Origin of the sequence: Bradyrhizobium liaoningense (genome assembly GCF_018130785.1) — a bacterium.
In the GTDB taxonomy this organism is placed as follows: Bacteria; Pseudomonadota; Alphaproteobacteria; order Rhizobiales; family Xanthobacteraceae; genus Bradyrhizobium; species Bradyrhizobium liaoningense_A.
In genome coordinates this window covers 18,436-39,191 of sequence record NZ_JAFCJT010000026.1, presented here as the reverse complement: position 1 = coordinate 39,191, position 20,756 = coordinate 18,436, and the positions used below count along the sequence as shown (strand labels likewise).

The 20,756-nt window shown below is 63.9% G+C and carries 18 protein-coding genes and 1 pseudogene; 12 read left to right on the top strand and 7 right to left on the bottom strand.

Translation table 11 applies throughout. From position 1 onward, the window contains the following. Positions 1–3: 3 nt before the first annotated feature. Positions 4–1,065 carry an isocitrate/isopropylmalate dehydrogenase family protein gene (locus JQ627_RS32925; RefSeq protein ID WP_212488519.1) on the top strand — a complete coding sequence of 354 codons (1,062 nt, stop codon included), beginning with the start codon at positions 4–6 and terminating at the stop codon, positions 1,063–1,065. A gap of 460 nt (positions 1,066–1,525) precedes the next feature. Here JQ627_RS32925 and JQ627_RS32920 read toward each other — a convergent pair whose 3' ends face one another. From JQ627_RS32920 to JQ627_RS32910, 3 genes are all read right to left on the bottom strand, one after another. After that, complete coding sequence (locus JQ627_RS32920) at positions 1,526–2,008, bottom strand: hypothetical protein (RefSeq protein ID WP_212488518.1); 483 nt, start codon at positions 2,006–2,008, stop codon at positions 1,526–1,528. A gap of 236 nt (positions 2,009–2,244) precedes the next feature. After that, positions 2,245–2,907: an ATP-dependent Clp protease proteolytic subunit gene (locus JQ627_RS32915; protein ID WP_212488517.1), complete on the bottom strand. Its 663-nt coding sequence runs from the start codon at positions 2,905–2,907 to the stop codon at positions 2,245–2,247. Positions 2,908–3,059: 152 nt separating this feature from the next. Then, positions 3,060–3,611, bottom strand: a complete 552-nt coding sequence (locus JQ627_RS32910) for a hypothetical protein (protein ID WP_212488516.1) — start codon at positions 3,609–3,611, stop codon at positions 3,060–3,062. 221 nt (positions 3,612–3,832) lie between these two features. On the opposite strand from JQ627_RS32910, the gene JQ627_RS32905 reads away from it, so the two are divergent. Both JQ627_RS32905 and JQ627_RS32900 read left to right on the top strand, forming a co-directional pair. Next, positions 3,833–4,150: a hypothetical protein gene (locus tag JQ627_RS32905; protein WP_212488515.1), complete on the top strand. Its 318-nt coding sequence runs from the start codon at positions 3,833–3,835 to the stop codon at positions 4,148–4,150. Positions 4,151–4,362: 212 nt separating this feature from the next. Then, entirely contained in the window at positions 4,363–4,716 is a 354-nt protein-coding gene (locus JQ627_RS32900) for a UBP-type zinc finger domain-containing protein (RefSeq protein ID WP_212488514.1), read from the top strand. A 56-nt stretch (positions 4,717–4,772) separates the two neighbouring features. Here the strand turns inward: JQ627_RS32900 and JQ627_RS32895 are convergent, their stop codons facing one another. After that, positions 4,773–5,516 carry an SDR family NAD(P)-dependent oxidoreductase gene (locus JQ627_RS32895; RefSeq protein ID WP_212488513.1) on the bottom strand — a complete coding sequence of 248 codons (744 nt, stop codon included), beginning with the start codon at positions 5,514–5,516 and terminating at the stop codon, positions 4,773–4,775. Positions 5,517–5,670: 154 nt separating this feature from the next. Here JQ627_RS32895 and JQ627_RS32890 point away from each other — a divergent pair, with 154 nt between their 5' ends. The 5 genes and pseudogenes from JQ627_RS32890 to JQ627_RS32875 all read left to right on the top strand — a co-directional run bounded on the left by JQ627_RS32890 (position 5,671) and on the right by JQ627_RS32875 (position 11,954). Continuing rightward, positions 5,671–6,441, top strand: coding sequence for a methyltransferase domain-containing protein (locus tag JQ627_RS32890; RefSeq protein ID WP_212488512.1), 771 nt, complete (start codon positions 5,671–5,673; stop codon positions 6,439–6,441). Between the two features lie 200 nt (positions 6,442–6,641). Further along, a complete protein-coding gene (locus JQ627_RS32885; protein ID WP_212488511.1) occupies positions 6,642–7,655 on the top strand; it encodes a DctP family TRAP transporter solute-binding subunit in 1,014 nt (337 codons plus the stop codon). Positions 7,656–7,891: 236 nt separating this feature from the next. Further along, positions 7,892–8,260: pseudogene (locus JQ627_RS39695) on the top strand (TRAP transporter small permease); the annotation flags it as partial. A 240-nt stretch (positions 8,261–8,500) separates the two neighbouring features. Then, on the top strand, positions 8,501–9,784 hold the full coding sequence (locus JQ627_RS39690; RefSeq protein WP_312015828.1) for a TRAP transporter large permease subunit: 1,284 nt from the start codon (positions 8,501–8,503) through the stop codon (positions 9,782–9,784). A 241-nt stretch (positions 9,785–10,025) separates the two neighbouring features. Further along, positions 10,026–11,954 carry an alkyl/aryl-sulfatase gene (locus tag JQ627_RS32875; protein ID WP_212488509.1) on the top strand — a complete coding sequence of 643 codons (1,929 nt, stop codon included), beginning with the start codon at positions 10,026–10,028 and terminating at the stop codon, positions 11,952–11,954. Positions 11,955–12,145: 191 nt separating this feature from the next. Here the strand turns inward: JQ627_RS32875 and JQ627_RS32870 are convergent, their stop codons facing one another. Further along, complete coding sequence (locus JQ627_RS32870) at positions 12,146–13,216, bottom strand: glycosyltransferase family 4 protein (RefSeq protein ID WP_212488508.1); 1,071 nt, start codon at positions 13,214–13,216, stop codon at positions 12,146–12,148. A gap of 273 nt (positions 13,217–13,489) precedes the next feature. Between JQ627_RS32870 and JQ627_RS32865 the strand changes: the two genes are divergently transcribed. Genes JQ627_RS32865 through JQ627_RS32850 form a run of 4 tightly spaced genes read left to right on the top strand, consistent with a single transcriptional unit; the run spans position 13,490 to position 19,401 of the window. After that, the gene (locus tag JQ627_RS32865) at positions 13,490–15,253 is read left to right on the top strand and encodes an ABC transporter ATP-binding protein (RefSeq protein WP_212488507.1); all 1,764 of its coding nucleotides are present in this window, start codon (positions 13,490–13,492) and stop codon (positions 15,251–15,253) included. 59 nt (positions 15,254–15,312) lie between these two features. Beyond that, positions 15,313–17,517 (top strand): amylo-alpha-1,6-glucosidase, encoded by a 2,205-nt coding sequence (locus JQ627_RS32860; RefSeq protein WP_212488506.1) that lies wholly within the window; start codon positions 15,313–15,315, stop codon positions 17,515–17,517. A gap of 22 nt (positions 17,518–17,539) precedes the next feature. Beyond that, positions 17,540–18,064 carry a PRC-barrel domain-containing protein gene (locus tag JQ627_RS32855; RefSeq protein ID WP_212488505.1) on the top strand — a complete coding sequence of 175 codons (525 nt, stop codon included), beginning with the start codon at positions 17,540–17,542 and terminating at the stop codon, positions 18,062–18,064. 23 nt (positions 18,065–18,087) lie between these two features. Beyond that, positions 18,088–19,401: an MFS transporter gene (locus JQ627_RS32850; protein ID WP_212488504.1), complete on the top strand. Its 1,314-nt coding sequence runs from the start codon at positions 18,088–18,090 to the stop codon at positions 19,399–19,401. A gap of 38 nt (positions 19,402–19,439) precedes the next feature. Here the strand turns inward: JQ627_RS32850 and JQ627_RS32845 are convergent, their stop codons facing one another. Both JQ627_RS32845 and JQ627_RS32840 read right to left on the bottom strand, forming a co-directional pair. Further along, complete coding sequence (locus JQ627_RS32845) at positions 19,440–20,138, bottom strand: helix-turn-helix domain-containing protein (protein WP_212488503.1); 699 nt, start codon at positions 20,136–20,138, stop codon at positions 19,440–19,442. 160 nt (positions 20,139–20,298) lie between these two features. Then, entirely contained in the window at positions 20,299–20,721 is a 423-nt protein-coding gene (locus JQ627_RS32840; RefSeq protein ID WP_212488502.1) for a response regulator, read from the bottom strand. Between the last annotated feature and the right edge of the window lie 35 nt (positions 20,722–20,756).

The window sequence follows — 20,756 nt, the reverse complement described above, 5'->3', positions numbered from 1 at the left end:
GCCATGCAAATCGTTGTTCTGCCCGGTGATGGCATCGGACCGGAGATCACGGCCGCGACATCGGGCGTGCTGCGTGCGGCATCCGAACGCTTCCAGCTCAATCTGCGGCTCGAGGAGCACGCGGTCGGGCATGCGAGCCTGAAGCTATCAGGCACGACGGTGCGCCCCGAGCTGCTCGACATCGTCCGCGCCGCCGACGGCCTGATCCTGGGGCCGACCGCAACCTTCGACTTCAAGGACGAGGCCCATGGCGAGATCAATCCGTCCAGGCACTTTCGCAAGAGCCTCGACCTCTACGCCAATGTCCGGCCCGCGCGGACCTATGCGGGGAGGCCCGGCCGGCTCGGTGATTTCGACCTCGTCGTGGTGCGCGAGAACACCGAAGGGTTTTACGCCGACCGCAACATGGAGCAGGGCAATGGCGAGATGCTGGTTACGCCAGATGTCGTGATCTCGCTGCGCCGGATCACGCGCCTCTGCTGCGAGCGTATCGCGCACGCCGCCTGCCGTCTCGCGATGAAGCGGCGCAAGCATCTCACCATCGTGCACAAGGCCAATGTGCTCAAGATCGGCGACGGCATGTTCTTGGACATCTGCCGCGCGGCCGCGAAGGCCTATCCTGGCCTCGCGGTCGACGACATCCTGGTCGATGCCATGATGGCGCATGTGGTGCGCAACCCCGATCGCTTCGATGTCATCGTCGCCACCAACATGTTCGGCGACATCCTGTCCGATCTCACCGCGGAGCTGTCCGGCAGCCTCGGCCTCGGAGGCTCCCTCAATGTCGGCGATCGTTACGCCATGGCGCAGGCCGCGCACGGCTCGGCGCCCGACATCGCGGGGCAGGACGTTGCCAATCCGGTCTCGCTGATCCTCTCGACTGCGCTGCTGCTGGCCTGGCACGGCGAGAAGAACGGTGCCGTGCGCTACGAGGAAGCCGCGCGTGCGATCGAAGCGGCGGTCGCAAAGGCGATCGGCGAGGGCAGGGCGACGCGCGACGTCGGCGGCAAGCTCGGCACGATCGCGGCGGGGGCTGCGATCGCGGAGATCTTGCAGGCGGAGTGACTGCTGCTGCGTATTTTTTGTGGGGCCAACACAAAAAGTCGAAAAACAACCCCATGCACAGTAGAAGGCCCTTTGATCGACAAGGGATTTTTCGGGGGCATCGCGACGACATTCGTGACCGTGATCACGTTGACCCGTCGGGCAAAACACCGGCATGATGCTATCGTGCCAGCGGTCGCGGACGAGAGCGCATTCTCATCATGCGCGATGTCCGCTTCATGCATCAAGCGGCGCGCTTCCCCCGCCTCACTTTGAGGCAGATGAATACTCACCCCGCAAGGCCGCCAGACCTTCCATCAATGCATCGATGGAAAGGGGGCCACATGCAAACCCTGCTCAGGGAAATCCGGGCGGGCGAGGGGTGAGGTGCTGCTGCCCGCCGGCACAGGGGGTGAATTGGCTCATCGGAGAATGGCGGCCCGTGGCGAGCCATCCTCCGAAGCGGCGAATACGTTTCCCGCTAGTAGGCCCAGTAGCTGCCGGAGGGCGCGCAATTGTCGTCGAAATAGCCAGAGCCATAGTCGCCGCCGCCATAACCGTAATACGATGCGGCCGGGTAGCTGTAGCCGTTGCCGTAGGCGGGATAACCGCCATAGTAGCCACCGTAGGACCCGCCATAGCCGCCATAATAGGCGCTCCGCGCGATCGCGCCGCCGACGACCGCGCCGGCGGCCACACCGTAACCGAGGCCGCGATAACCGTAGCCGCGATAGCCCCAGCCACCGCGATAACCCCCACCGCCGCGGTAGCCCCAGCCGACACCGCGATAGCCGTAGCCGCCACGCCAGCCGCCGACCCAGCGCACTTCAGTCGTGGTCTGATCGACCATCGATTTCATCGTCGAAAGATGCGTCGGGATCGGCCCGGCCTGGGCGGCAGTACCGAGCAGCAGCGCTCCGGCTCCGGCGAGAGTGAGGGTACGCAGGGAATTCGAGGAGGTCATGATCGATCATCTCCTTGGCTTACGGGCGGCGCTTCTGCGCGGCCGTGCCTATTCCGGGATGGCGTTGCCGTGGCGGGGTTGATCTAGATCAAGCGTCTGGGGCGTGCCTCCGGCGTGTAGGATGAGAGCGCAGCGAAATCCATCACGCGTCACGGCGGACATTGTCGATGGGTTTCGCTGCGCTCTACCCATTATGAGTGCGAGGCTGTGATCTCGAACCGAGAAGCCGGCAATTCCTAACGAGCCGGCGTGGGGATGAGACTGTCGACGATTCCGGAGCCCTCATCGACGAGCTGTTGAGCACTCATCCAGATGTCGTGGCCCGGGATTTTCTTCCGCATCCTGGCGAGCCAGACTCCGTTGACGCCGCGGATGCCGATGTCGTTGCGAAACAGGTCGTCGGTGGCTCGCGCCTCGACAATCTTCACGGTCTCCGAAAAGAGAGCTCTTTCGGCTTCGCCGAGCTCCGGTCGCTTCAGGCTGGCTTCGTGAAACATGAAATAGGCGTCGGGATCGGCCATGCGCCTGCTCCCTGCGAGAAAAATCGGAACGCACATGGAGGCGCAGACGCCGGCCTTCTGGACGAACGTGTCGATCGCGCGGCCGCGTGCGTGGATCGCGGCGACGACTTTGCGCCCGTGCTCGATCGAGCCGCCGGGCGAGTTGAGGAAGAGCACAAGGGGGCGTTGATCGGACTTGAAGCGATCGAGGGCGGCGGCGACGCGCTCGCTCATCGGCTCCTGAATAGGCCCGCTCCAGCCGAGCAGGATGCGGCCCGGCTCCTCGCTGATGGACAGCGTCTGCCGCGATGCCGCGTCTTTGGAGCCGGACGGCATCTGGCAAATGCCCCACAGGAGCAGGATGCCGCCGGTGCCCATGAGAGTGACGAGCCGTGACACGGGTCTACGCGCCCACGCCAGTCGACAGGGAGAGCATCTTCGGATCCGTTCGGCCGACATGGCCCGAAACGTTCTGCATCGGCGCCTCGGACTGAACGCTGACTACTATTCGAATTGGTCGACGAAGGTTTACGTCAACGGTCAAGGAAGACTCACGAATTGAGCGATCGCCAGAAAAGGAGCAGCGAGCCGAAGGTGAACAGGGCCACCAGGCCCGCCACGGAGACAAACGATATCGTGCGGTTCCAAAGCTTCGTTTCGGCGGCGTAGAGGATGGTGACCGCGTTGCGATCGGTGGTCGAACGTGCCGGCACGAGAATTTCCCCGCCACCGCCGCTGAATAGCATCATGAATTTGTGGGTGATGGGCGTCTGGTCGGGCCGGGCAACCGATATGATCTTGGAGCTGCAGAAAGTGATCACGAAGTTCGTGCGTTCGCACTTTCCTTCGGTGACGCGCAGATCGTAGGCCGGTTGCCAGGTTCCGGCGAGGCGATGGTCGCGCAGAATGTCCGGACCGTAGCTCGCGATGAGTCCATAGAGCATGGCACCGCAAGCCAGCAGCGCAATCAGCCAACGGATCGGGCTGCCTGTCGCCACTTTGGTGCCGCCATCGGCTCGATTGCCTGCCGTTGCGGCGGCCATGTTGGCATTGAACGCCTGAGCCGCGGCGCCATTTCCGGATTGACGCTTGCCGAACGCCATGGGGGTCGCTCCGAACATCCAGGTTGGCCGCTACCTAAGGGCGAAAACCGAAAGATTCATTTAAATCGCAGGCGTGAATTGCGTGGATCAGGGCTTTGGCACGCGCTCTACTCATCCTGCGCTGGCCCCTTCCAGCTGATCGGGTGTCGTTCAACTTCCAGTAGCCTTGTTTTGACGTCAGGGCTGGCCCGACTTGCCGACGTCATGGCAAACATCGGGTCATGACGGGATGGCCGGCCATCATCAGATCGATCAGTGTTTTCTTCGCCGGCTGGGGCGCAAGCCTGTTCATGGCGTGGCTCGGGCTATCCCAGCTGTGGCGCTGGTTTACGATGGGCGAGCTGGTCGCCTCGTTTCGCGGGATGGACAACATCACCAGATTTCAGACCATCACCTACGAGAGCCACCCGTTTCACTTCGTTTCGCTCTTCGTCGTCTACGCCATTGTCGCTGCAGGCGGAGTGTCGTTGTGCGTCATACAGTATTTGGCGATCCGCAGATGGTGGCGAAGGCCACAGGAAAATCCGCGGGACGGGTAGTTGGTAGGATGGGTAGAGCGCAGCGAAACCCATCATGTTTTAGCTTGAATGTTTGTCGATGGGTTTCGCTGCGCTCTACCCATCCTACAGATTGTCGCGACGTTGACCTGTCCGACAAAACACTGGCAAAGTGCGACCGTGGCGGAGATGGGGACGAGACCGCCGCGTGAATGCATCTGCGATGACCGCGAGCCGTTCCAGTGAGTTGACCTATGACGTCGAAGAGGGATGGCATCAATCTCGCCGCCACGCCAAGCGGAACGGGCTGCGTGGAATGCTCGGCGGCGGGCGGGTGGTGGTTTCATCTTCGCAGATGTGTCGAATGCGGTCACATCGGCTGCTGCGACACGTCGCCCAATCAGCATGCATCGAAGCACAACGCAGCGACTGGTCACCCCGTTATCACGAGCTTCGAGCCGGGCGAACGATGGTTCTACGACTATCGCACGGGAGAGGCTTTCGCCGGGCCGAAGCTTCTAGGCCCGCACGCGCATCCGCCGGATCAACCGGTGCCCGGACCGGACGGGGCGGTGCCTCCGGACTGGCAGGCGCGTCTCAATGAATAGGCCGCCGTAGGATGGGTTTCGCTTTGCTCTACCCATCCTACGAAGTCCCATCGGTTCTAGAACTGATACCGCCGCAGCCCCCCATCCACCGGGATCACCGTCCCCGTGATGTACCGCGCCACCGGCGACGCCAGAAACACCGCGAGCGCCGCCAGATCCTCCGGCTCGCCCCAATAGCCGACCGGGATCTCTTCCTCGGCAAACCGTTCACGATAATCCGGCGGGTAGTTGCGGCGGATCTGCTCGCTCATGATGCGGCCGGGCGGGATGCAGTTGATGGTGATGCCGTGCTCGCCGATCTCGCGCGACAGGCCCTTGGCCCAGGCGTGCACGGCGGCCTTGGCGGCGAAGGCGGCGTTGAGGCCCTCCGGCTCGGACTTGCCGGTGATGTTGACGATGCGGCCCCATTTGCGTTCGATCATCTGCGGCAGCAGCGCATGCGCGATGCGGCGGTAGCTGGTGAAATTCAGCGCGATCGCCTCGTCCCATTTGCTGTCGGGCGCGTCCACCGGCAGCGGGCGGCTGCCGCCGGCATTGTTGATGAGGATGTCGACATGGCCGAGCTCCTTTTGCGCAAAGGCTGCGATCTTCTCCGCGGAGTCCTTTGCCATCACGTCCTGCTCGAACGGCGTGATCAGGCCGGAGCCGACTTCCTTCACCAACTCGGCAAGGAGATCAGTGCGCCGCGCCACGCCGACGACGCGGACGCCTTCGGCAGCCAGGCCCTTGGCGATGGCGCGGCCGATGCCGATGCTCGCTCCCGTGACGACAGCGGTTTTCGATTTGAGCCCGAGGTCCATGATCACACGCTTTCTTGTTTGCTTCTTGCTTGTTGCGGTTCGTTGGTGTTCGTTTCCTGCCCTGTCCCGGTCAACCTGAATTGCCTGAGCGGGACGAGCAGTGGTAACCAAGAGCCTCGACGAAGGAAACACGAAAAAGAAAAGGCGTTGAGCAATGGTCTGGGATCCGCAGCAATACCTGAAATTCTCCGGCCATCGGCTCCGGCCCGCCGTCGACCTGTTGATGCGGATTCCGGATTTTGGCCCGCGTGCGGTCGCCGATCTCGGCGCGGGCGCCGGCAACGTGACAAAACTGATCAAGGAGCGCTGGCCTGACGCGACCGTGACCGGTGTCGAGGGCTCGGCCGAGATGGCCGCCGCGGGCCGCAAGGCGGCGCCGGATGTGGAATGGTCGCACGAGGATCTCGGCCATTGGCGCCCGGCCAGGCAATACGATTTGATCTATTCCAATGCCGCACTGCACTGGCTGCCCAATCATGCGGCACTGTTTCCGTCGGTCATGGAGAAGGTGGCGCCCGGCGGCATGCTTGCGGTGCAGATGCCGCGCAACTTCCTCGCGCCATCGCATGTGCTGATTGGCGAGACGGCGCTGAACGGCCCGTGGCGGTCCAAGGTCGAGCATCTCGTCACCCCGCCGCCGGTCGAAGGGCCGGCCTATTATCACGATCTTCTTGCTCCGGTGTCAGCCAACATCGACATCTGGGAGACCGAATATCTGCAGGTGCTCGAAGGCGAGAACCCCGTGAAGGAGTGGACCAAGGGGACCTGGCTGACGCGCTATCTCGACATCCTGCAGGGCGACGAGAAGGCCGCGTTCGAGGCCGCCTATGGCGAGCGGGTGGCGAAGGCCTATCCGAAGAATGCCGCGGGGCAGACGCTGTTCCCGTTCCGGCGTCTGTTCATGGTCGCCCAGCGCAAGGGCTGATCGCACTGCCGCAATGCGACATAGGCGCTCGTTCCCGGGTGTGGCTGCCGGGTTGCGTGGACAACAGGCGTCAAGATAGCTTGCCTGCGGCAAATTGGGCTTAGGTCTAGTTGTTCGGTTGGCGGATTGCTGCCACTACTGCAAAACCGGGCTGCAAAACAAAAAGAACCCGGTTTTAGAGGTTGTTGGGAGGTTACTTTATGCGCAAGCTGCTTCTTGCGGTCGCCGCCGCAGCTATTCTCGTTGCCCCTGTCTTTGCCCCTGACTTGGCCCAGGCCCAGAGCCCGATCGTCATCAAGTTCAGCCACGTCGTCGCCAACGATACCCCGAAGGGGAAGGGCGCACTGAAGTTCAAGGAGCTCGCCGAGAAGTACACCGACGGCAAGGTCAAGATCGAAGTCTATCCGAACTCCTCGCTCTACAAGGACAAGGAGGAGATCGAGGCGCTTCAGCTTGGTTCGGTGCAGATGCTGGCGCCCTCGACCGCGAAATTCGCGCCGCTCGGCATCAAGGAATTCGAGGCGCTCGACCTGCCCTGGCTGTTCAAGGACGACGCGACCTATTCCAGCGCGATGAAGGGCACGGTCGGCAAATGGCTGTTCCAGAAGCTGGAAGCCAAGGGCATCACCGGGCTCGCCTATTGGGACAACGGCTTCCACATGGTGTCGTCGAATCGTGCGCTGACGAAGCCCGAGGACTTCAAGGGCCTGAAGTTCCGCATCTCCGGATCGAAGATCGCCGACCAGTATTTCCGCCTGCTCGGCTCGATCCCGCAGATCATGGCGTTCTCCGAAGTCTACCAGGCGCTGCAAACCGGCGTGGTCGACGGCTGCGAGAACACCGCGTCCAACTATCTGACGCAGAAGTTCTACGAGGTGCAGAAGGACATCACCGTGTCCTATCACGCACATCTGCAATACGCCGTGATCGTCAACTCCAAGTTCTGGTCCGGACTGCCGCCGGACATCCGCACCCAGGTCGAGAAGGCGATGGTGGATGCAACCGAGTACACCAACCAGATCGCGCACCAGGAGAACGAGGACGCGCTCGCCGAGATCAAGAAGACGGGCAAGACCAAGCTGCATTATCTGACTGACGCCGATCGCAAGGCGTGGCAGGAAGCGATGCAGCCGACTTACAAATGGGCAAAGGGCCGGGTCGGGCAGGAGGTGCTCGATCTCGTCGCCAAGGAACTCGACGTCAAGATGAACTGACGCGTTTTCCGCAAAGACAATACGAACGGTCGGGAGTGTGCGCACTCCCGGCCGTTTCGCATCGATAGGGGGACTTTGATTTGCTTCGCGTGCTCAATCAGGCGCTCAACCATCTCGAGGAATGGCTGATCGCGACGCTCATCGCGGCTGCAACCGGCTTGATCTTCATCGCCGTGGTGCACCGTTACGGTGCAGGCGAATCGATCGTCCTCTCCAGATGGGCGGCTGCACACGGGATGAGCTGGCTCGCGACGCTGTCGATGGCGGTGTTCACCTTCCTGTCCGAGCTCGACCTGTCCTGGGCGCAGGAACTCTGCATCTACATGTTCATCTGGATGGCGAAGTTCGGCGCGGCCTATGGCGTGCGCACCGGCATCCATGTCGGCGTCGACCTGCTCGTCAACCGCCTGCCCGAACATTCACGCAAGCACGTGATCCTGTTCTCGCTGCTCTGCGGCGCGCTGTTCACCGGCATGATCGCCGCCTTCGGTGCGTCCTTTGTCACCGAGATGTTCAAGACCGGGCAGCAGTCCAACGATCTGGAAGCGCCGATGTGGTTCGTCTATCTGGCGATTCCGCTCGGCTCGGGCCTGATGTGCTTCCGCTTCCTCCAGGTCTCGTGGTCCTATTACTGGACCGGCGATCTGCCGCATCATGACGAGAGCCATGTCGAGGGCGTGGAGGCCGATTCCTCGCCCGCGCTGCATCCGCAGCCCGCCGGCGCGGCAACCAGGGCCGCCGCGCGAAAAGTGTCGCCGCTCGGCGTCATCCTGATCATGGCGCCGATCCTGATCTTCGCAATGTGCCTCGCCGAGAAGTTCGGCGTGGTGGTGCTGCCGCACTGGATGCGTGCCGCGACCGTGTTCGCGCTGCTGATCGCGCTGATGCTGACCGGCATCCCGGTCTCGATCGCGCTCGGCCTCACCGTGATGACGTTCCTGTTCACGCTGACCACGGTGCCGATCGAAGCCGTCTCGATGAAGCTCTTCACCGGCATCGAGGGGTTCGAGATCATGGCGATCCCGTTCTTCATCCTCGCCGGCAATTTCCTCACCCATGGCGGCGTCGCGCGCCGCATGATCAATTTCGCGACCTCGCTGATCGGGCACTGGCACGGCGGTCTCGGCCTTGCCGGCATCGTCGCCTGCGCGATGTTCGCGCTGGTGTGCGGCTCGAGCGTCGCCACCGTCGCCGCGATCGGCGCCATCGTGCTGCCGGAGATGGTGCGGCACGGCTATCCGATGCGGTTCGGTGCCGGCATCATCACGGTTGCCGGCTCGCTCGGCATCCTGATGCTGCCCTCGATCCCGAAGATCGTCTACGCCGTCTCGACCAACACCTCGATCGGCGCGCTGTTCGTCGCGGGCCTCCTGCCGGGCATGCTGCTGACGACGATGCTCTGCATCGTCACCTGGTGGCTCGCCCGCAAGCGCGATTATCCGCGGCTGCCGAAGGCGAGTTGGGGTGAGACCGTTCGCACCTTCCGCGAGAGCATCTGGGGCTTGATGCTGGTCGTGATCATCATCGGCGGCATCTATAGCGGCCTGTTCACCGCCACGGAGGCGGCCGCGATGGCCGCGGTCTATTCCTTCATCATCGCGGTGTTTGTCTACAAGGCGATCAAGATGGTGGACGTGCCGCGGGTGCTGCTCCGCGCCGCCAACACCAGCGCGATGCTGCTCTACATCGTCACCAACGCGGTGCTGTTCTCCTTCGTGCTCTCCAACGAGAACCTGCCGGCGACCTTGGCCGACTGGATCGCTGCGCAGAATCTCGGCTGGGTCGGCTTCCTGCTGGTCGTTAACATCCTGCTGCTGCTCGCCGGCAACTTCATGGAGCCGAACTCGATTATCCTGATCATGGCGCCGATCCTGGCGCCGGCCGCCAAGAAGCTCGGCATCGACCTCGTCCATTTCGGCATCGTCATGGACGTCAACATGGAGGTCGGCCTCTGCCATCCGCCTGTCGGCTTGAACCTCTATGTCGCCTCGATGATAGCGCGAATGCGGATCACAGACCTGGCGGTTGCGGTGATGCCGTGGCTGATCACCATGCTCGGCTTCCTCGTCATCGTGACCTACTGGCCCGATTTGACGCTGTGGCTGCCGCGGGTGCTGGGCATGCATTAGCGCCGTCGCATGGACGGTGCATCCTCTCCCCCGCCGGGTGTGGCTTCGCGTGAGCGAAGCCGGGTGAGGGGGCTCTATGCTCTTGAACGGTCTTGCGAGCTGAGAAGGGACTCGCTCGCATTCCGCAGTCGTAGCCCGGATTACGCCTCGCGCCATCCGGGCTACGCACCTCTAGTCCCCGGCGATGGCAATCGCCCGCGAGATGCGGTTAGATGCCCGCGACAGCCGGGAGGAAACAAACATGACAGAAACCAGCCGCGAGCCAAGGGACGCGACGCCGTCCGTCATCGCGCAGCAAACGGCGATGCTGAATGCGCTGCCGTTTTCCGACACGCGGGATTTCGACGATGCTGCGCGCGGTTTTCTCGGCACGATCGAGAATGCAGAGATCGTCAACCCGCAGGGGCGGACGGTCTGGAGCCTGAAGCCCTATGGCTTCCTCTCCGGCGAGACGGCGCCGCCGACCGTCAATCCGAGCTTGTGGCGGCAGGCGCGGCTCAACATGCATCACGGGCTGTTCGAGGTGGTGCCCGGGGTCTACCAGGTGCGCGGGCTCGACATCGCCAACATGACGCTGATCGAGGGTGACAGCGGTGTCATCGTCGTGGACACGCTGACCTCGATCGAGGGTGCGCGTGCCGCGCTCGATCTCTATTACAAGCATCGCGGCCAGAAGCCGGTCGCTGCCGTCATCTTCACGCATACCCATACCGACCATTGGGGCGGCGCGCGCGGCGTGCTGGAGGAGGATGCGCTGGCAACCGGCGCCGTGCCCATCATCGCGCCGAACCTGTTCATGGAACATGCCGTCTCCGAGAACATCATCGCGGGGCCGGCGATGCTGCGGCGGGCGCAATACCAGTTCGGCCCGTTCCTTGCGAAGGGCGTGCGCGGGCAGGTCGACAACGGGCTCGGCAAGTCGATGGCGGCGGGCGCCGTCGCGCTGCTGCGCCCGACCGATCTGATCATGGCGACCGGCGACAAGCGCGTGATCGACGGCGTCGAATTCGAATTCCAGATGGCGCCGAACAGCGAAGCGCCGGCGGAGATGCACTTCTTCATTCCGCGCTACAAGCTGTTGAACCTCGCCGAGAACTGCACGCACAATTTCCACAATCTGCTGCCGTTCCGCGGTGCCGACGTGCGCGACGCGCTGGCCTGGTCGAAGTACCTCAACGAGGCCCTGCGGCTCTGGGACGGCCAGGCGGAAGCGATGTGCGGCCAGCATCACTGGCCGGTGTGGGGCCGCGAGCGGATCGGCACGATGATCCGGCAGCAGCGCGACCTCTACAAATTCGCGCATGACCAGACCATCCGCCTGATGAACCACGGTCTCACCGCAGCCGAGATCGCCGAGACGATCCAGTTGCCGAAGAGCCTGGAAGGCGCCTGGCATGGCCGCGGCTACTACGGCCATATCCGGCACAATGTGAAGGCGATCTACCAGAAATATCTCGGCTGGTACGATGCCAACCCGGTCAATCTCGATCCGCTGCCGCCGGTGGAATCGGGCAAGAAGTATGTCGAGTACATGGGCGGCGCCGAGGCCATCCTCGCGCGCGCTCGCAAGGACTTCGATAAAGGTGAGTTTCGCTTTCTCGCGCAGGCGCTCGGCCATCTCGTCTTCGCGGAGCCGGAGAATGAAGCGGCGCGTGCGTTGCTTGCGGATACGCTCGAGCAACTCGGCTATGCCGCCGAGAGCTCGACCTGGCGCAACGCCTATCTGTTCGGCGCGCAGGAGCTGCGTCACGGCATGCCGAAGACCCCGCCGCGCCCGCCGATGCCCCGCGAGACGCTGGCCGCGCTGCGCACCGAGCAGCTCTGGGACGTGCTCGGCATCCGTCTCAACGGCCCCAAGGCCGAGGGCAAGCATATCGTGCTGAACTGGAGCTTTTCCGATACCGGCGAGATCTTCGTGCTCAATTTGGAAAACGCTGCGCTGACCTATACCGAAGGCGTGCAGGCGGAAAATGCGGATGCGAGCTTCACGCTCGCGCGCGCAACGCTCGATGAAGTCATCGCGAAGCTGACCAGCTTTCCGGAAGCGGTCGCCGCCGGCAAGGTCAAGCTCGCGGGCAACCCGATGCGGCTTGCCGAGCTGATGGGCCTGATGGACGAATTCCCGCGGATGTTCGAGATCGTCGAGCCGAAGCGGGCGGTGGTGAGTTAGGGCGCTTCTGCAACACACTCAGTGTCGTCCCCGCCTAGTGCGCAATTGCGCACGGGAGCGGGGACCCATAACCCCAGGGAGAGGTTTGGCGCGAGACAGGCAACTCCGAGTCTTCGCCAAACGCTCTCCTGTGGCTATGGGTCCCGGATCTGCGCTTCGCCTGTCCGGGACGACAGTTGAGATTCTGGCTGCTACTCCGCGCTGCTCACCAGCTTGATCCGCGGCGCCTGCGCTTCCGTCAGGCTGCGATAGGCCGCGAGGTAATCCAGCGCCATCCGCCGCGCGGTAAAACGCTTCTCGAACCGCTTGCGGATGGCCGCGCGATCCAGTTGCGGGAGGCGTTTGACGACGCCGGCGGCGCTGATGATGTCCTCGACCACGAAGCCGGTGAGGCCCTCGTCGATGATCTCGGGCACCGAGCCGCGGTTGAAGGCGACGACAGGCGTGCCGCACGCCATGGCTTCGATCATCACGAGGCCGAACGGCTCGGGCCAGTCGATCGGCAGCAGCAAGCCGAGCGCCCCGCTCAGGAAGTCCGATTTCTCGTGGTCGCTGATCTCGCCGATGAAGTCGACCAGCGGATTGTTCTGGATCATCGGCCGGATCAGCTCGTCATAGTAATCCTGGTCGGCGCGGTCGACCTTGGCCGCGATCTTGAGCGGGATGCCGCAATGCATCGCGATCTTGATGGCGCGGTCGACGCCTTTCTCGGGCGCGATGCGGCCGAGCACGGCGAGGTATTCCTGCTTCGCCGGCTTCGGCGTCAGCAAATTCTCCGGCAGGCCGTGATGAATCGTGGTCACCCAGTTTGCCTGCGGTACCGGCCTACGCTGTGCGTTCGAGATCGAGATCACCGGCATCTCGGTGAAAGTGTTGAACACCGGCTGATGCTCCGGCAGGTCGAGCCGGCCGTGCAGCGTGGTCACGAACGGGGTCGGCTGCCGGTGGAACAGGGACCACGGATAGTAATCGAGATGGAAGTGGAGGAAGTCGAACTCCTCTTCGTCACATTTCTGCCGCACGCGCTCCAGGAGCACCATGTGCAGCGCGTTGGGATCGCGCACGGAACCGTCCAGACGAAGCGCCCGCGGCCAAAGTGCGTCCAGCTTCGCCGACGTCTGCGAGTCGCCGCTGGCGAACAGGGTCACATCGTGTCCAAGGGCAACCAACTCCTCCGTCAACCAGTGCACCACCCGCTCGGTGCCGCCATACAGCTTGGGTGGAACAGCCTCCGTCAACGGAGCTACCTGCGCGATGCGCATCTCGCCATCTCCTCTGTGATCATGGAAATAAAACCCCCGCCGTGTCTCGGCACCGGCATGCCAGACGAGGGAACGTTCTCGCAATTGCGAAGTTCCTTCAACGAACGTTACTTCTTCGACACACTTCGGGGTGGCCGCGATCCTGCCATCTCCTCTTCTCACATCGTCCGCATCCGCATGTCGTGATGGTCAAGCCCGGAACCGAGGCGAAGCGGTCGATGTTCAATCGGCTAATAGAAAATTGAAAATCAACACGACGGGGTCGAGAGTCAAATGGATCATCTTTCTGGGTACGCGCGCAGGCCATTCGCCTTTGTCTTGCGCTATCTGCGGCGACGGCTGACGTCGCATCTTGTGATCCTGACCGCTGTCGTTGCAGCCGTTGCCTGTTCCGTGGGCACGCAATACGGCGTCAAATCCCTGGTCGACAGCCTGTCGGCGGGAACATCGCACGGTGGCAGCGTATGGCTGGCATTCATTTTACTCATGTCGCTGATCGCGGCGGACAATTTCCTGTGGCGGATCGCGAGCTGGACCGCGAGCTTTACCTTCGTGCGCGTCACGGGCGATTTACGCCGTGACATATTTCGTCATCTGACCGGACACGCGCCGAGCTATTTTTCGGACCGCATGCCGGGCATGCTAACGAGCCGTATCACCGCAACCTCGAACGCTGTGTTCACTGTCGAGAACATGTTCGTCTGGAATGTGTTGCCGCCGTGCATCGCCACAATTGCGGCAATTGCACTGATTGGAACCGTCAGTCCCTATATGGCACTCGGCCTGATCGTGGTCGCCGGCGGCATGGTGGTCGCGATGTTCCACCTGGCCGCCGCGGGAAAGCCGCTGCATGACGACTTCGCCGACAAGGCCGCAGTGGTCGACGGCGAGATGATCGACGTCATCAGCAACATGCCGCTGGTCCGTGCCTTCTGCGGCATCGGCCATGAGCACGAGCGGTTCGACGCGACGGTGAACCGGGAACTGACCGCGCGGGGTCGCAGCCTGCGGTATCTGGAGAAGCTGCGCCTCACGCATGCCGGCGTGACGGTCGTGTTGACGGTGGCGCTGATGGCCTGGGCCATTACCCTTTGGCAGGACGGGGAGGCGACGACCGGTGACGTCGTGCTGGTCTGTACGCTCGGCCTCTCGATTCTCAATGCCACGCGCGATCTCGCGGTGGCGCTGGTCGACGTCACCCAGCACGTTGCGCGGCTGACCGAAGCAATCGCGACCTTGCTCGTGCCGCATGAATTGCGCGATCATCCCGAGGCTGAGCCGCTGATGAAGAATGGCGCCGCGATCGCGTACAACAACGTCACCTTCGGCTATCCCGGGGGTGAGAAGATCTTTGAACGGTTCAGCCTGCGACTTCAGCCCGGCCAGCGCGTCGGCCTGGTCGGCCAGTCGGGCGGCGGGAAATCGACCCTGTTCACGCTGCTGCAGCGGTTCTACGATGTTGATGAAGGCAGCGTGACGATCGACGGCCAGGATATTGCCAAGGTGACCCAGCTGAGCCTGCGTGAGGCCATCTCGGTCGTGCCGCAGGATATCTCGCTGTTCCACCGTTCCATCCGCGAGAACATCCGCTATGGCCGTCCGAACGCGACCGACGACGAGGTGCTGCGCGCGGCGATCGCGGCGCGCTGCGATTTCGTCGAGAGCCTGCCGGAGGGCCTCGACACCATGGTCGGCGACCGCGGCGTGAAAATGTCCGGCGGCCAGCGCCAGCGCATCGCGATCGCGCGTGCCTTCCTGAAAGATGCGCCGATCCTGCTGCTGGACGAAGCGACCGCCGCGCTCGACAGCGAATCGGAGGAGGCGATCCGCGAGGCGCTGTCGCGCCTGATGCGCGGCCGCACCGTGATCGCGATCGCGCACCGGCTGGCGACGTTGCGCAATTTTGATCGCGTTCTGGTGCTGAAGAATGGCAAGATCATCGAGGACGGCGCGCCCGACCGCCTGATGCAGGGCCACGGTCCCTACCGTGAGCTGGTGACGCAGGAGATGAGCCGGCTCGCGAAGTTCGCCGCGTAAGTCCAACAGTCGCGTTTGCGTTGGTCGCGTTCGAAAAGCAGGCCGCAGGGGAGCAGCTCATGGCAGCCGAAGCCGTAACCCAGATTATCTCGGTTTCGCAGACGGAGGAGGTCGTCGCGGAGCAGGCGTTCTACATTCCGATGACGGGGCCCGCCGCGCGGCCCCGTCGGTCGCTCAAGCACGACGACACCTTCATCGTGCTGGACAGCCATGGCGACATCGGCGCTTCCGCCGGCGGGCCGGACGGCCTGTTCAATTGCGACACGCGCTATCTGGCGCGGCTGGAGCTCGTGCTCGACGACCTCCAGCCGCTGCTGCTCGGCTCGAATCTGCGTGACGACAATTCGGCCCTGACCGTCGATCTCACCAATCCCGACATCTATCGCCAGGGTCGTATCGTGCTCCAGAAGGACCTGCTGCACATCGTGCGCACGATCTTCCTGTGGCACGGCACGGCCTATCAGCGCATCGGCGTGCAGAACCATGGCGACCGTCGCGCCAGCCTGGAGCTGACGCTGCTGTTCGACAACGATTTTGCCGACCTGTTCGAGGTGCGCGGCGAGCGGCGCCCGCGCCGCGGGACCGGCACCAGCAAGTTGCTCGGGCCGACCGACGTGCTGTTCCACTACCGCGGCCTGGACGATGCCGATCGTACCACCGGCCTGCATTTCGACCCGCGTCCGACGCGCCTGTCGGTGAACGCCGCGACCTGGCAGCTCGATCTGGACCCGCATCAGTCGAAATCCCTGTTCGTGGCGGTGTCCTGCAACCGGCCGATCGCGGAGAAGCCTGCGCGCTTTTTCAGGGGCCTGCTCGCCCATCGCCGCGAGATGCGCCAGTCGACGATGGGGACGGCCAGCATCGAGACGTCGAACAACATCTTCAACGAGGTGCTGTGCCAGGCCATGGCCGACCTCAACATGCTGATGACGGAAACGCCGCAGGGGCGTTATCCCTATGCCGGCATTCCCTGGTACTCGACGACATTCGGCCGCGACGGCCTGATCACCGCGCTCCAGATGCTGTGGGTCGATCCGCGGGTCGCGAAGGGCGTGCTGCGGCGGCTCGCGCATTTTCAGGCAGAGGCGGTCGATCCGCTGAACGATGCGGCGCCCGGAAAGATTCTGCACGAGATGCGTGGCGGCGAGATGGCTGCGCTCCGTGAGGTGCCGTTCGCGCAATATTACGGCAGTGTGGATTCGACGGCCTTGTTCGTGTTGCTTGCCGGAAGCTATTTCGAGCGCACCGGCGACCAGAAGACCCTGATCGAGCTGTGGCCGGCGATCGAGGCGGGGCTTGCGTGGATCGACGGTCCCGGCGATCCTGACAGGGACGGCTTTGTCGAATATCAGCGCGCCACCGAAAAGGGCCTCGCCAACCAGGGCTGGAAGGACTCTTACGACGCGATCTTCCATGCCGATGGCCAGCTCGCGGAGGGCAATCTCGCCCTTGCCGAGGTGCAGGGTTACGTCTTTGCCGCCAAGCAGCTCGCCGCGCGTTGCGCGCTGCGGCTCGGCAAGCCGGACCTCGCCAAAAAGCTCGAGACCGAAGCCAAGGCGCTGGCCGAGCGGTTCGAGAAGGCATTCTGGTGCGAGGAGCTCGGTACCTATGCGCTCGCGCTCGACGGCAAGAAGCGGCCCTGCAAGGTGCGGACATCCAATGCCGGGCAGGTGCTGTTCAGCGGCATGATCCGCCAGGACCGCGCACGTCTCGTCGCCGCCGATCTGATGCAGCCGCACTTCTTCTCCGGCTGGGGCATCCGCACGGTCGCGCAAGGCGAGGTGCGCTACAACCCGATGTCCTATCATGACGGCTCGATCTGGCCGCACGACAATGCGCTGATCGCGCTCGGGCTCGCACGCTACGGGCTCAAGCATTCGGTGGCGCATGTCTTCAAGGGCTTGTTCGACGCGGCGACCTACATGGATCTGCGGCGGCTGCCCGAATTGTTCTGCGGCTTCCGGCGCGAGAAGCGGCGCGGCCCGACGCTCTATCCGGTCGCCTGCGCGCCGCAGGCCTGGGCCAGCGCGACGCCATTCACGCTGCTGGAGGCTGCGCTCGGCATCGAGTTCGACGTTGCGCGCGGCGAGATTCGCCTGCGCAACCCGCATTTGCCGGCGTTCCTGAACGAGGTCATCCTGCGCGATCTGCGATTGGGCGATTCCAGCGTGGATCTGCGCATCAGCCGCCACGGCGACGACGTGGCGCTGGAGGTGTTGCGCACGCGCGGCCAGATCCAGGTCTCGATCGTGCTGGCGCGCTAGCGGCGCGCCGGGAGGAGGGTACATGCGTTCCGCCGGATGGTTGGTCATGAGCGTGGCGATCGTCGCGGGCCTGACGGTTGCCGTATCGCGTGCCGCGGAGGAGCAACCCGCGGCCGCCCCGAGCGAAGCAAATGCGCCGGCAACGGTGCAGCCGCCGGCCTCGACCGTGCCGGTCACGCCGAAGGACGCCGCGCCGCCGCCGTCCGTGACCATCATCGGTGCGAGCGACGCCCATGGCGTGCTCGGCCGTGACGTGCGCAGCGCCGCGGACGAGGACATGGGCCGCATTGTCGACGTCGTCGTCGACCGCACCGGCCATGTGCGCGCCGCCGTGATCGATTTCGGCGGCTTCCTCGGCGTCGGCAGCCGCAAGATCGTGGTGGACTGGAACGCGATGCGGTTCGGCAAGATTGCCAACAAGAAGGACAGTATCACGCTGGAATTGACCAAGGCGCAGGTCGCGGCCGCGCCGGAATACAAGGAAGACACGCCGATGGTCGTGCTCGGCGCGTCCGGCAGCCTGCAGCCTCTGCAAGCGATTCAGTGAGGCGCGGGGAGGGATGGCCGCCGGTGCTGTTGTCGAGGAAGCCGAACCACGCAGATCGCGATAGCCGCGTTGAACGGTACGACGTCGCCGCGCCGCCGCCTGCGGGCCTTCCGGCGCCGTCGCGCCAGAGCCTGCGTGGTCTCGACTGGTTCATTTTCTTCCTCGCCGACGTGCAAACCGGGTTCGGTCCCTTCATCGCGGTCTACCTCACGACGCAGAAATGGACCCAGGTCGAGATCGGCCTCGTGCTGTCGATCGGTGGCATCGTGGCGCTGATCGGGCAGATGCCGGGTGGCGCGATCATCGATGCCGCAAAGTCCGAGCGGTTGGTCGCAGCCCTTGCGATCGCGACCATCGGCTGCTGCGCGCTCGCCTACGCGGCGATGCCGATCTTCCCCGTGGTGGTGGCTGCAGCCACGCTGCATGCGGCAGCGAGCTGCGTGCTGGGGCCGGCGATCGCGGCGATCAGCCTCGGCCTCGTCGGTCCGCTTGCGATCAGCGAGCGGCTCGGCCGCAATGCGCGCTTTGCGTCCCTCGGCAACGGCGTCGCCGCCGCCGTGATGGGCACGGCCGGCTATCTGCTGTCGAGCCGCTCGGTATTCCTCGTCACCTTTCTGCTCGCCATTCCGACCCTGATCGCGCTGTCGCGCATCCGTGAGGAGGAAGTGGACATCGCGCGCTGTCACGGCGAGATGCCCCGTGAGGCGGAAGACCGCGGCGACACCAATATCTGGCACCTGATCCGGCAACGCCCGCTCATCGTCTTCGCGCTCAGCGTGCTGCTGCTGCAATTGGCGAACGCCGCGATGATGCCGCTGATGGCGAGCGCGGTGACGGCGCGGTCGAGCCAGTGGGCGACGGTGCTCGTCGCCTTCTGCATCGTCGTGCCGCAGGCGATCGTGGCGCTGCTGTCGCCGTCGGTCGGGCGCAAGGCGCAAGCGTGGGGTCGCCGGCCGCTGCTGCTGATCGGATTCGGTGCGCTGACGATCCGGGGCCTTCTGTTCGCGACAGTGCGCGATCCCTATCTGCTGGTTGCGGTGCAGGTGTTCGACGGCCTCACGGCGGCGGTGTTCGCGGTGATGATCCCGCTGATCGTGGCCGACGTCGCCTTCGGCAGCGGCCATTTCAATCTGGCGCAAGGCATTGTCGGGACCGCGACCGGCATCGGGGCGTCCCTGAGCACAGCGCTTGGCGGCTATGTCAGCGACAAGTTCGGCAATGCCACCGCCTTCGTCGGGCTGTCCGGCGTCGCCGCGACCGGGCTTTTGCTGATCTTCTTCGTCATGCCGGAAACCCGGCGCACGGGCATGATCGCAACAAAAGGAAAGGCCGGTTGAACAAAGCCAACCGGCCAAGGTGGGGGAGAAAGAAGAAATCAGGCGTCGAGATTGTGCAGGCGCTGGCGGTTGCGCAGCACGATCTGGCGCGCGCCGGAAAATCCCAAAATGCCCTGGGCGTGAAGCTGCGACAGCGCGCGCGACACGGTTTCCAGCGTGAGACCGAGATAGTCGCCGATGTCGCGGCGGCACATCGGCAGTGCCATCATTCCGGCAACGGCGAGGCGGCGGTCCATCTCGAGCAGGAAGGTTGCGACGCGCTCCATCGCGGTCTTGCGTCCGAGCAGCAGCATGTGGTCTTCGGCGTGACGTAGCTCGCCGGCGGTCATGGCCCACAGCTTGCGGGCGACCTGCACGTCGGTGCCGGCGGCCTTCTCCAGGCTCGCGCGCTTCACCAGGCGCACGGTTGTGTCGAGGATGGCTTCAGCGGCGAGGCGGTGGTTGGGACCGGATTCAAGGCCGAACACGTCACCGGGAAGATGGAAGGAGCCGATCTGGCGGCGGCCATCGGAGAGGAGCTTGTAGCTGCGCACCGCGCCGGTGATGACCTGGTAGACATATTCGGCCGGCTCGTCCTCGCCGTAGATCTCCTCGTCCTTGCGGTAGGAGAACTCCGTGGCGACGAGGCCGACATGGCCGGCGATCGCGCCGAACTGGTCGGAGACGGGATGGGCAGGAGCGATCTTGCCGCCGATCTGGGTGTTGATCGCCTGGGTGTTCAGCGTCTGGGTCAGCATCTGCGCCATCTCCGTTGTGATGACGCCTTGCTACGCGGTATCGGGCGCTTCGAAAATTTCGCGAGATATCTTAAGGGGGTTCCCTTACGTAGAATCCCGTAGGTGGAGCATGATCCGGAAAATTGTGCAGCGGTTTTCCGAAAAGATCATGCTCAAACAATCAGTTGCAGCGGCCGCCCTGGATGGCGCGGCGGATGCACTTGACCAGGTTTTCGTCGAGAAGCGGCTTCAAGATCACGTCTTTTACGCCCGCGGCCGCCGCCCGGGCCGAGATATTCCCATCCGGGTACCCGGTGATCAGGATCACCGGGATGTCACCGTCGGACTGGCGCAGCCGGCCGGCGAGCTCGATGCCGTTGATGTCGGGCATCTTGTAGTCGATCACGTAACAGTCCGCGCCAGGCGCACCACCGGCATTGAGCAGGGCCGTCGCGTTCCTGAAGGTCCGCACGGCGAAGCCGTCGGTTTCCAGCAGAAATCGCAGGGACCCCAGCACGGCGTCGTCGTCGTCGACCACGTAGACGGTGGGCTTTGCGGGTGACGTCACTGGGAGCCACTGATGGTGCGAGCCGATCTCGATCATCCCATTTTGCTAGCACGGCCCGGGAAAATGATTTT

Excerpts from the sequence above, each read along its gene's own strand:
- JQ627_RS32925 (WP_212488519.1), top strand. The coding sequence starts at position 4 with ATGCAAATCGTTGTTCTGCCCGGTGATGGCATCGGACCGGAGATCACG.
- JQ627_RS32920 (WP_212488518.1), bottom strand. The coding sequence starts at position 2,008 with ATGACCTCCTCGAATTCCCTGCGTACCCTCACTCTCGCCGGAGCCGGA.
- JQ627_RS32910 (WP_212488516.1), bottom strand. The coding sequence starts at position 3,611 with ATGGCGTTCGGCAAGCGTCAATCCGGAAATGGCGCCGCGGCTCAGGCG.
- JQ627_RS32905 (WP_212488515.1), top strand. The coding sequence starts at position 3,833 with ATGACGGGATGGCCGGCCATCATCAGATCGATCAGTGTTTTCTTCGCC.
- JQ627_RS32900 (WP_212488514.1), top strand. The coding sequence starts at position 4,363 with ATGACGTCGAAGAGGGATGGCATCAATCTCGCCGCCACGCCAAGCGGA.
- JQ627_RS32895 (WP_212488513.1), bottom strand. The coding sequence starts at position 5,516 with ATGGACCTCGGGCTCAAATCGAAAACCGCTGTCGTCACGGGAGCGAGC.
- JQ627_RS32890 (WP_212488512.1), top strand. The coding sequence starts at position 5,671 with ATGGTCTGGGATCCGCAGCAATACCTGAAATTCTCCGGCCATCGGCTC.
- JQ627_RS32885 (WP_212488511.1), top strand. The coding sequence starts at position 6,642 with ATGCGCAAGCTGCTTCTTGCGGTCGCCGCCGCAGCTATTCTCGTTGCC.
- JQ627_RS39690 (WP_312015828.1), top strand. The coding sequence starts at position 8,501 with ATGCGTGCCGCGACCGTGTTCGCGCTGCTGATCGCGCTGATGCTGACC.
- JQ627_RS32875 (WP_212488509.1), top strand. The coding sequence starts at position 10,026 with ATGACAGAAACCAGCCGCGAGCCAAGGGACGCGACGCCGTCCGTCATC.
- JQ627_RS32870 (WP_212488508.1), bottom strand. The coding sequence starts at position 13,216 with ATGCGCATCGCGCAGGTAGCTCCGTTGACGGAGGCTGTTCCACCCAAG.
- JQ627_RS32865 (WP_212488507.1), top strand. The coding sequence starts at position 13,490 with ATGGATCATCTTTCTGGGTACGCGCGCAGGCCATTCGCCTTTGTCTTG.
- JQ627_RS32860 (WP_212488506.1), top strand. The coding sequence starts at position 15,313 with ATGGCAGCCGAAGCCGTAACCCAGATTATCTCGGTTTCGCAGACGGAG.
- JQ627_RS32855 (WP_212488505.1), top strand. The coding sequence starts at position 17,540 with ATGCGTTCCGCCGGATGGTTGGTCATGAGCGTGGCGATCGTCGCGGGC.
- JQ627_RS32845 (WP_212488503.1), bottom strand. The coding sequence starts at position 20,138 with ATGCTGACCCAGACGCTGAACACCCAGGCGATCAACACCCAGATCGGC.
- JQ627_RS32840 (WP_212488502.1), bottom strand. The coding sequence starts at position 20,721 with ATGATCGAGATCGGCTCGCACCATCAGTGGCTCCCAGTGACGTCACCC.